The following is a 9,517-nucleotide window of genomic DNA, read 5'->3' as shown; positions in this document are numbered from 1 at the left end:
TGCCGTGCCCGAGCCCGTACCCATGCCCACCCCGTCAGAGATCGTTCCGGCCCGCCGTGATCCGCCGCGCTACGGGCCGCGCCAGGCGGCAGTCCTGGTGGGCCGACCCGTGGTGCGCCACCTTCACGACGTCCGCCTTCCCCACCCGGCCCAGCAGCGCCGACTGGGCCTGCGGTTCGAGATCTCCGAGCAGTGCCATCCGTAGTCCTCCTGTCAGTGACACCATCAATGCGACGCTTGCGTTGTTCGGGCCCGGCGCCTCGGCAGCCGTTCCGGGCCCGGGCCACACCACGTCCCAGGCCAACTCCTGGCCTGCCGACCGCCGTTCGCCCCGGCCGGCTCTCAGCAGCGGGAGGCCGGCGCCCGCCGCCCAGCCCCTCACCCGGGCCGCCTCGCCCGGCGGGTCGTCCAGCGTGGTGCCCTCGACCGCGCCCACCCTGCGGCCCCGCAGCACCCCCGGCACGCCCTCGACGTGGTCGGCGTGGAAGTGCGTCAGCAGCAGTAAGGGCACGGTCGTGATGCCGAGATCGCGCAGGCACCTGTCCGCCGCGTTCGGATCCGGCCCGGTGTCGATCACCACCGCACTGCCCGGCGTCCCCGTCGCGAGGGCCAGCATGTCCCCCTGCCCGACGTCGCACATCACCAGCCGCCAGCCCGGCGGCGGCCAGCCGGTGGCGATCCGGGTGAGCTGCGGCGGGCGCAGCAGCACAACCAGCAGGACCGCCGTCAGCGCCCCCGCCGCCAGGGCCCGGGCCCAGCGCCGCCGAGGGGGCGTCGGGGCGCCCGGCTCCGGCCGCCTGGGCAGGAGGAGCGGCGCCGCCCAGCAGGCCGCCAGGACGGCCAGCGCGACCGTCGCCGTCCCGAACCACCCTCCCGGCCAGGAGAGTTGGCCGCCCGGCAGGTCGGCGCCGCGGCGGGCCACCAGGGCGAGCCAGCCGGCCGGCACCGCGGCCGCTTCCGCGAGCAGCCGGGCCAGGGCCGGGAGGAGCGGGTGCAGGACGAGCACGCCGAAGCCGAGCAGTGTCGCCGGGGCCACCGCCAGCTCGGCCAGCAGGTTGCAGGGGATGCCGACCAGGCTGATGTGCCCGGACAGCACCACCGTCACCGGCGCGCACAGCGCCTGGGCGGCCGCCGTCGCCGCGAGCGCGCCCGCCAGGTGGTGGGGCCAGCGGCGGGCCCGCAGCGCCTCGGCCCAGTGCGGTCCGAGGACGAGCAGCCCGGCGGTGGCGAGCACGGAGAGCAGGAAGCCGAAGGAGCGTGCCAGGAACGGGTCCAGCAGGACCAGCACCAGGACCGCTCCGGCCAGCGCGGGCACCGCCTTGCGGGGACGGCCGGTGGCCAGGGCCAGCATGCCGATCAACCCCGTTCCGGCCGCCCGCAGCACGCTCGGCTCGGGCCGGCAGACGGTGACGAAGGCCAGCGTCAGCGCCGTGCCGAGCAGGGCGCCGGTGCGCAGCGACAGCCCCAGCACCGCGGCCAGCCCGCGCCGCTCCGGCGTGCCGGCCTGGCCCGGCGCCCCCAGCAGCGCGCCGAGGACGATCGCCAGGTTGGCCCCGCTGACCGCCACCAGGTGCACCAGGTCGGTGGCCCGGAAGGCGTCGTCGAGGTCGTCGGGCAGCCGCGAGGTGTCGCCGACGACCAGCCCCGGGAGCAGCCCGCGGGCGTCCGCCGGCAGTCCGTCGGTGGCCGAGCGCAGTCCTTCGCGCAGGCGGCCGGCGATCCGCTGCGGCAGGCTCGGCGGCGCCAGCTGCCGGGGTGGCCCGTGGACGACCAGCAGCGCGGCGGACTCGGTGTCGTGGCCCTCCCCCGCCGACCGCACCTCGGCCTCCACCGCCAGCCGCTGGGACGGGAGCAGCCGCTGCCAGGCCCCGCCCTCGGCTCCTCGGACCATGACGGTCACCGGCGTACGCGTGCGGGTGGCCCGCCCGTCCGGGAGCGGGGTGACCCGGTCGGCCACCGCGTCCACGGTGGTGAGCGTCTGCCCGCCGCCCGGGCCGCTCCTGGAGGTGTGGACCTGCGGGTCCCCCGCGACGGTCAGCTCCACCTCCACCACCGGGGACGGCGCTCGCGGCTCGGCGGCCACGGACGCCCGGGCGAGCTCCGGCAGCGGACCGCGGTGGAGGTCGGCGGTGTGCAGCGGGGTGGCGATCGCGGCCGCCGCGCCCGTGAGCAGGACGGCGGCCAGCGTCGCTGTGGCCCCGCGCCGGCGCAGGACCCCCGGCCGGATGAGCAGCAGGACACCCGCGAGGGCGGCGGCGCCCGCCGCGGCGAGGACCAGGGCCCGGTACCCCGGCTCCAGCCGCAGGAGTGCCGCCGTGACTGCCCAGGCCAAGGCGGCGGGCAGCAGCAGCCGGAAGTCGGCGCCCGGGGAGCGCGGCGTGGCGGCCGGGGAACGCGGCGTGGCGGCCGGGGAACGCGGCGCGGCGGCCGGGCCGACGGGCATGACGGGAACGGACACGGCGGTACCTCCTTTCGAAGGCCGGGAAGCGGACGGAGACGACAGCGGTGGAGGCGTCAGAGGGTGAGCAGCGGACGGAGCTCCGCGTACGTGCGGGCGCCGATGCCGCTGACCTGCCGGAGCTGGTCGAGGGAGCGGAAGGAGCCGTGCGAGGTGCGGTAGGCGAGGATGCGCTGGGCGAGGGTGGGGCCGACGCCGGGGAGGGTGTCGAGCTGTTCGAGCGTGGCGCGGTTGAGGCTGACGGGTGGTCGGGGCACGGCGGCACCCGGAGGTCCGCTCCCGACGGCCGGGGCAGGGACGGACGCCGGTTCACCGACCAGGATCTGCTCACCGTCCACCAGGACGCGGGCCAGGTTGAGGTTCCTGGTGTCCGTCTCCGGCAGCGGACCGCCGGCCGCCCGCAGGGCGTCGGCCACCCGGGAGCCGCCGGGCAGGGTGTGCAAACCGGGGACGTGGACCCGCCCGCCGATGTCCACCACGACGCCCGCCCCGGTGCCGGCGGCAGGCCCGGCTCTGGGATCGACGGCAGGGTCAACGGCAGCGGCGTCAGCGGAGGCGGCCGGCTCGGAGCCCGACGGTGCCGCGACCGCCGCCAGTGCCGGAACGGCGACCGTTTCCGGCCGGGCCAGCCAGAAGTGCTGCACGGCATAGCCGACCGCGAACAGCAGCAGGACGGCCAGCCCGGCCACCGCCCGCCGGTCGAGCGCCAGCGCCGAGGGGAACGGGGAGAACCGCGGGCGCGCCCGGGCCTCCGGCGGGTCCGCCGCACCATCCGCACCCGGCGGCACCGGCGGCGGTACGCCGGTCGACGGTACGCCGGTCGACGGCGGCACCTCCGCCGACGGCCGCACCCCGCCCGACGGCCGCGGAGGCGAAGCCGTCTCCGCGGAACCGTCCTCCGGCTCGTCACCCACCGGCAGCAGCGCGGCCATCCGCAGCCGTACCGTCTCGTCGATCGCATGGCGCTTCGCCGCGCCCAGGCCCATGGTCGTCATGCCGAGGACGGTAGGAGTCCGCCGGCGATCGCGCGGAAATTAACCGAACCCTGTGGATAACCCGGGGGTTGTGGACAAAAGCGTCACTCACAGGAGTGAACAAGGCCGTTCGAACGTGACCAACCCGCCCGCCAAACGGCCTGACCGGCCGCCACCACCGCCTCAACCGCCACCCTCAACCGCCACCCACGACCGTCACCGGCGACCGCCCGCCGCCCCCTCAGCGCGGCGCGACCACCACCGCGAGCAGCCCCGGCCCGACGTGCGCCCCGATCACCGCCCCCACCTCGCCCACGTACAGCTCCCGCAGCCCCGGCACCCGGGCCCGCAACCGCTCCGCGAGGGGTTCGGCCCGGTCCTCGGCCGCCAGGTGGTGCACGGTGATGTCGACCTCCCGCTCCCCCGACCGCTCGACCGCGATCTCCTCCAGCCGCGCGATCGCCCGCGACGCCGTCCGCACCTTCTCCAGCGGCTCGATCCGCCCGCCGTCCAGGTGCAGCAGCGGCTTGACCGCCAGGGCCGAGCCGAGCAGCGCCCGCGCCGCCCCGATCCGGCCGCCCCGGCGCAGGTGCTCCAGGGTGTCGACGTAGAAGAACCCGCTGGTCCCGGCCGCCCGCCGCCCGGCCGCCTCGGCCGCCTCGGCGAGGCCCTGCCCGGCCGCGATCGCCTCGGCCGCCGCCAGCACGCCGTACCCGAGCGCCATCCCGACCAGCCGGCTGTCCACCACCCGCACGGGTACGGGGGCCTCGGCCGCGGCCAGCCGGGCGGCCTCGACGGTGCCGGACAGTTCGCCGGAGATGTGCACCGAGACGATCCCCTTCGCCCCGGCCTCGGCGGCCGCCCGGTAGGTGGCGGCGAAGGTCTCCGGGTTCGGCCGGGAGGTGGTCACCCGCTGCTTGCCGCGCAGCGCCTCGGCGACGTCCTTCGGGGAGATCTCGACGCCCTCGCTCAGGACCGAGTCACCGACCGCGACGCTCAGCGGGACCACCGTGATCCCGTGCCGGTCGAGGGCCTCCTGCGGCAGATAGGCCGTGGAATCGGTGACGAGCGCGAGGTCGGAGGGCATGAGCCGGAGGTTACTCCCCGTCGGTCCGGGAGGACAGCGCCCGGCGCGGCCGGCGGCCGGAGGCCCGCCGCGCGCGACCGGACCAGCTGGCCGGAGCCCCGTCGACCGCCCCACGCCGAGCCCCCGGATCAGCCCGCCGAAGGCCCCGCCGAGGGCTTGCGCAGCCGCTGCGCCAGCTTGGTCAGCGGATCGGCCAGCCCGAGCAGCTCCTCCGCACTCGGCCGCCCCTTCCCGTCGGTCAGCCCGGCCCGAGCCGCACCCCCAGAACCGGTGGCACCCGGAGCCGGCGCCCCGGCAGCGGACGAGGACGACGACGAGACCGAGGACGACGGGGCCGAGGACGAGGACGCACCCCCCGCGACGTCCCAGTGCCGCAGCGCCCCCGCCTCGCTCTCGCACTCCTGGCTCAGCCGGCTCAGCTCGTCGTCCGCGAACCGGTGCATCCGGTCCTGCGCCGCCCAGCGCATGGTCTCCGCCGAGTGCGTGATCCGCTCCGCCCGCTCGCGCAGTTCCGGCAGCTTGGCGGCGATCCGCCCGGTGTCCGGCTCGCGCTCCAGCGTCCGGAGCTCCCCGTCGAGTTCGGCGGCGTGCGCGTCGAGCCGGTCGAGCAGGGCGAGCGCCTCGCCGAGCTGGCCGTCCTGCGCGAGGCCGCCCTCCAGCACCTGCCGGGTGCCGTCGAGCGAGGTCCGCAGGCCGAGCCGGACGGCTGCGATCTGCGCGGGCGGGCCGACCTTGGTGTACGTCTTCGCCTTGAGGGTGGCGGTCTCCACGGCGCGCCGGGCGCTGGCCTCGTGCTTCTCGATCTTCGCGCCGACGGCCTTGGCGGCCTTGACCGTACCGACCACCGCCAGGACCATCACCGCGACCCCGAAGAGCAGGACCAGCCCGATCATCACGCCGAACACGTCCATCGCGCGCCACCTTCCGCCGTCGTTCCGGCCCCCACCGGGCCCAACGCGGGCCGCATCGCCGAGGGTTCCACGGTAGCCGCCGGAACCCGCCCGGGGGCAGCCGGAGAGGCCCCGGCGAACGGAGATCAGGGTCAGATCCGGGATCTCCCCGAGGGCCCCGACCACCCCGAGAACCTGGCGCCCCTGAGCGCCCGACCACACCAAGGGCCCGGCACCCCCGAAAGCCCCTGAGCGCCCCGGAAACGCCGAACGGGCGCCCCGAAGGACGCCCGCCCGACCACTGCCACGGTCACCGCCGCCGACACTCCCACCGCAGCGACAGCCGCAGCACGAGCACCGACAGCACCGGCAGCACAGACAGCACCGACAACACTCAGCCGGTGACGATGTTCACCAGCTTCGGCGCCCGCGCGATCACCTTCCGCACCTCGGCCCCGCCGATCGCCGCGACGACCGCCGGCTCCGCCAGCGCCAGCGCCTCCAGCTCGGCGTCCGAGATGCCCGGCGCCACCTCCAGCCGCGCCTTGACCTTGCCCTTGATCTGGACCACGCAGGTCACCGTCTCGTCCACCACGTACGCCGGGTCCGCGACCGGGTAGTCGGTGTGCGCCAGCGACTCGGTGTGGCCCAGCCGGCGCCACAGCTCCTCGGCCACGTGCGGGGCCAGCGGAGCGACCATCAGCACCAGCTGCTCGGCCACCGTCCGCGGCGTGGAGCCGCGCTTGACCAGGTAGTTGTTCAGCTCGATGGCCTTGGCGACGGCCGTGTTGAAGCGCAGCCCGGCCATGTCGCCGCGGATGCCGTCGATCGCCTTGTGCAGGGCGCGCAGCGTCGCGTCGTCCGGCTCCTCCTCGGTGACGACCAGCTCGCCGGTGGTCTCGGAGACGATGTTGCGCCACAGCCGCTGCAGGAAGCGGTACGAGCCGACGACGGCGCGGGTGTCCCACGGGCGGGAGACGTCCAGCGGGCCCATCGACATCTCGTACAGGCGCAGCGTGTCGGCGCCGTACTCGTCGGCGATGTCGTCCGGCGCGACGGCGTTCTTCAGGGACTTGCCCATCTTCCCGGCCTCGCGCTTGACCGGCTCGCCCTGCCAGAAGTACTGGCCGTCGCGCTCCTCGACCTCGGCGGCGGGCACCGGGAAGCCGCGCTCGTCGCGGTAGACGTCGGCGGTGATCATGCCCTGGTTGAACAGCTTGTGGAACGGCTCGACGGACGAGACGTGGCCCAGGTCGTGCAGCACCTTGTGCCAGAAGCGCGCGTACAGCAGGTGCAGCACGGCGTGCTCGGCGCCGCCGACGTACAGGTCGGCGCCGCCGGCCGGCTTGGTCTCCGTCGGGCCCAGCCAGTACCGCTCGTTGGCCGGGTCGACGACCGCCGCGGAGTTCGACGGGTCGACGTAGCGCAGCTCGTACCAGCAGGAACCGGCCCAGTTGGGCATGGTGTTGGTCTCGCGGCGGTACTTCCTGACGCCGTCGCCCAGGTCCAGTTCGACGTTGACCCAGGCCTCGTTGCGCGACAGCGGGGTCTCCGGCGAGGAGGTGGCGTCGTACGCGTCGTAGGTGCGCGGCGAGTAGTCGTCGACCTCGGGGACCTCGACCGGCAGCATCGACTCGGGCAGCGCGTGCATGACGCCGTCCTCGTCGTAGACGATCGGGAAGGGCTCGCCCCAGTACCGCTGACGGCTGAACAGCCAGTCGCGCAGGCGGTAGTTGACGGTGCCCTCGCCGATGCCGCGCTCGGCCAGCCAGGCGGTGGCGGCGGCCTTGGCGTCGACGACGCTCAGCCCGTTCAGCGACAGGTCGCCCTCGGGGCGGGCGGAGTTGACGATGACGGAGTCGTAGGTGTCGAACGCGTCGTCCCACGCGGCCGGGTCGGTGCCGCGGCCGTCGGTCGGCTCGACGACGCAGCGCATCGGCAGCGCGAAGGCGCGGGCGAAGGCGAAGTCGCGGTGGTCGTGGGCGGGGACGGCCATGATGGCGCCGGTGCCGTAGCCCATCAGCACGTAGTCGGCGATGAACACCGGCACGGGCTCGCCGCTGACCGGGTTGACGGCGTAGGCGCCGGTGAAGACGCCGGTCTTGACCTTGGCCTCGACCTGCCGCTCGACGTCCGACTTGGCGGCGGCCGCGGCGCGGTAGGCGGCGACGGCCTCGGCGGGGGTGGCGGCGCCGCCGGTCCACTCGGCGGGCACGCCCTCGGGCCAGGCGGCGGGGACGATCGAGTCGACCAGGCCGTGCTCGGGGGCCAGCACCATGTAGGTGGCGCCGAACAGGGTGTCGGGCCGGGTGGTGAAGACGGTGATCTTCCGGTCGCCGGGGGCCGCGAAGTCGACCCGGGCGCCCTCGGAGCGCCCGATCCAGTTGCGCTGCTGCAGCTTGATGGCCTCGGGCCAGTCCAGCAGGTCCAGGTCCTCGATCAGCCGGTCCGAGTACGCGGTGATGCGCATCATCCACTGGCGCAGGTTGGACTTGAACACCGGGAAGTTGCCGCGCTCGGAGCGGCCGTCCGCGGTGACCTCCTCGTTGGCCAGCACGGTGCCCAGGCCCGGGCACCAGTTGACCGGCACCTCCTTGGCGTAGGCCAGCCGGTACTCGCCCAGCACCTCGTCGCGCTCGGCGGCGGACAGCGACGCCCAGGCGCGGCCGCCCGGCAGCTCACGCGCGCCGGACTCGAACTCGGCGACCAGCTCGGCGATCGGACGGGCCTTGCGGGCGTCCGCGTCGTACCAGGAGTTGAAGATCTGCAGGAAGATCCACTGGGTCCAGCGGTAGTAGTCCGGGTCGATCGTGGAGATCGAGCGGCGCGGGTCGTGGCCCAGGCCCAGCCGGCGCAGCTGCTGGCGCATGTTGGCGATGTTGGCCTCGGTGGAGACCCGCGGGTGGGTGCCGGTCTGCACCGCGTACTGCTCGGCGGGCAGGCCGAAGGCGTCGTAGCCCAGCGTGTGCAGCACGTTGTGGCCGGTCATCCGCTGGTAGCGGGCGAAGACGTCGGTGGCGATGTAGCCCAGCGGGTGGCCGACGTGCAGGCCCGCGCCCGAGGGGTACGGGAACATGTCCATGATGAAGCTGTGCGGCTTCGCGGCGACGTCGCCGGCCGCCGGGTCGGCCAGCGCACCGGTGGGGTTGGGGGCGTGGAAGGTGCCCTCCTTCTCCCAGATGTCCTGCCAGCGGGACTCGATCTCGGCCGCCAGCGCGGCGCTGTACCGGAACGGCTCGGTCGCGGTCTCGGCCGCGCCGGACGCAGGGGTCGTCTCGCTCATGGTCCTTCAAGCTCCATCGGTGTCAGTTGGCGAACCGCACAGGCGGCCGGCCCGTGGACCCGGCCCGGGACGGGGTCGGGGGCGGAAAACAAAAAATCCCCTCGCAGGAGGGGACGCCACGCCGACTCCGGCACCGCCCGGGGGCGCAGCCGGTCCTGGTCAGCGCGGCCGGCTAAGGAGCAGGCGCACGGTTCGCATGGGCTCAGGGTACCGCAAGCGGGTCAGCGCGCTCCCGGGAGCCCCGGCCGCAGCACCGCCCCGCAGCACCGCACCCGCGCGGCCCGCCCCGGCCGCCGCACCGCCCCGCAGCACCGCACCGGCGCGCCCCGTCAGCGCGCCGCCGCCCGCCCCGCCGCGTCGAACTCCCGCAGCGCCTTCGCCAGCCGCTCGGACTGCATCCCCGCCGCGAGCGAGCGCGCCAGCGCGGCGGTGCGGGCCGCCTCCCGCTGGTCGCCGAGCCTGCGGTGGGCCTCGGCGAGGCGCACCATCAGCAGCGCCTTGGAGCGGGCCCGCCCCGGGCCGAGCCCGGCCACGGCCTCGGCGAGCAGCACCTTGGCCAGCCGGTGCTGGCCGAGCGCGAGCCGCCCCTCCCCCACCATCCCGGCGAGGGCGGCCCGGGCCTCCTCGGCGCCGGGCAGGCCGTCCAGCTCGGCGACGGCCCGGGCGGCGGCGGCCTCGGCCCGTTCGGCCTCGCCCCGGCGGCCGTACGCGCGGGCGAGCCGGCCGCGCTGGCAGGCCCGGGCGGTGGGGCTGAGCGCGGCGCCGTGGGTGTCCATTGACGCGGATTCGCGAGCTGATCTCCTCGGCAAGCTCCGCATTCACTCT

The 9,517-nt window shown here is 75.5% G+C and carries 6 protein-coding genes; all 6 read right to left on the bottom strand.

Features of this window, described 5'->3' with window-relative positions; translation table 11 throughout:
* Nucleotides 1–34 precede the first annotated feature (34 nt).
* The 6 genes from ABZW03_RS30560 to ABZW03_RS30535 all read right to left on the bottom strand — a co-directional run bounded on the left by ABZW03_RS30560 (nucleotide 35) and on the right by ABZW03_RS30535 (nucleotide 9,468).
* Nucleotides 35–2,458, bottom strand: coding sequence for a ComEC/Rec2 family competence protein (locus ABZW03_RS30560; protein ID WP_355265345.1), 2,424 nt, complete (start codon nucleotides 2,456–2,458; stop codon nucleotides 35–37).
* A gap of 56 nt (nucleotides 2,459–2,514) precedes the next feature.
* Complete coding sequence (locus ABZW03_RS30555) at nucleotides 2,515–3,453, bottom strand: helix-hairpin-helix domain-containing protein (protein ID WP_355265342.1); 939 nt, start codon at nucleotides 3,451–3,453, stop codon at nucleotides 2,515–2,517.
* Nucleotides 3,454–3,673: 220 nt separating this feature from the next.
* On the bottom strand, nucleotides 3,674–4,519 hold the full coding sequence (locus ABZW03_RS30550) for a DegV family protein (RefSeq protein ID WP_355265339.1): 846 nt from the start codon (nucleotides 4,517–4,519) through the stop codon (nucleotides 3,674–3,676).
* A gap of 128 nt (nucleotides 4,520–4,647) precedes the next feature.
* Nucleotides 4,648–5,430, bottom strand: coding sequence for a hypothetical protein (locus ABZW03_RS30545; protein WP_355265336.1), 783 nt, complete (start codon nucleotides 5,428–5,430; stop codon nucleotides 4,648–4,650).
* Between the two features lie 373 nt (nucleotides 5,431–5,803).
* Nucleotides 5,804–8,692: a leucine--tRNA ligase gene (gene leuS / locus ABZW03_RS30540; RefSeq protein WP_355265333.1), complete on the bottom strand. Its 2,889-nt coding sequence runs from the start codon at nucleotides 8,690–8,692 to the stop codon at nucleotides 5,804–5,806.
* A gap of 329 nt (nucleotides 8,693–9,021) precedes the next feature.
* Nucleotides 9,022–9,468: a hypothetical protein gene (locus ABZW03_RS30535; RefSeq protein ID WP_355265330.1), complete on the bottom strand. Its 447-nt coding sequence runs from the start codon at nucleotides 9,466–9,468 to the stop codon at nucleotides 9,022–9,024.
* Nucleotides 9,469–9,517 lie beyond the last annotated feature (49 nt).

The organism is Kitasatospora sp. NPDC004799, from assembly GCF_040609095.1.
Taxonomy (GTDB): Bacteria; Actinomycetota; Actinomycetes; order Streptomycetales; family Streptomycetaceae; genus Kitasatospora.
This window is presented reverse-complemented; position numbering and strand designations above follow the sequence as displayed.

Coding starts and splice junctions, on each gene's coding strand:
- ABZW03_RS30555 (WP_355265342.1), bottom strand. CDS start 3,453: ATGACGACCATGGGCCTGGGCGCGGCGAAGCGCCATGCGATCGACGAG.
- ABZW03_RS30545 (WP_355265336.1), bottom strand. CDS start 5,430: ATGGACGTGTTCGGCGTGATGATCGGGCTGGTCCTGCTCTTCGGGGTC.
- ABZW03_RS30550 (WP_355265339.1), bottom strand. CDS start 4,519: ATGCCCTCCGACCTCGCGCTCGTCACCGATTCCACGGCCTATCTGCCG.
- leuS (WP_355265333.1), bottom strand. CDS start 8,692: ATGAGCGAGACGACCCCTGCGTCCGGCGCGGCCGAGACCGCGACCGAG.
- ABZW03_RS30535 (WP_355265330.1), bottom strand. CDS start 9,468: ATGGACACCCACGGCGCCGCGCTCAGCCCCACCGCCCGGGCCTGCCAG.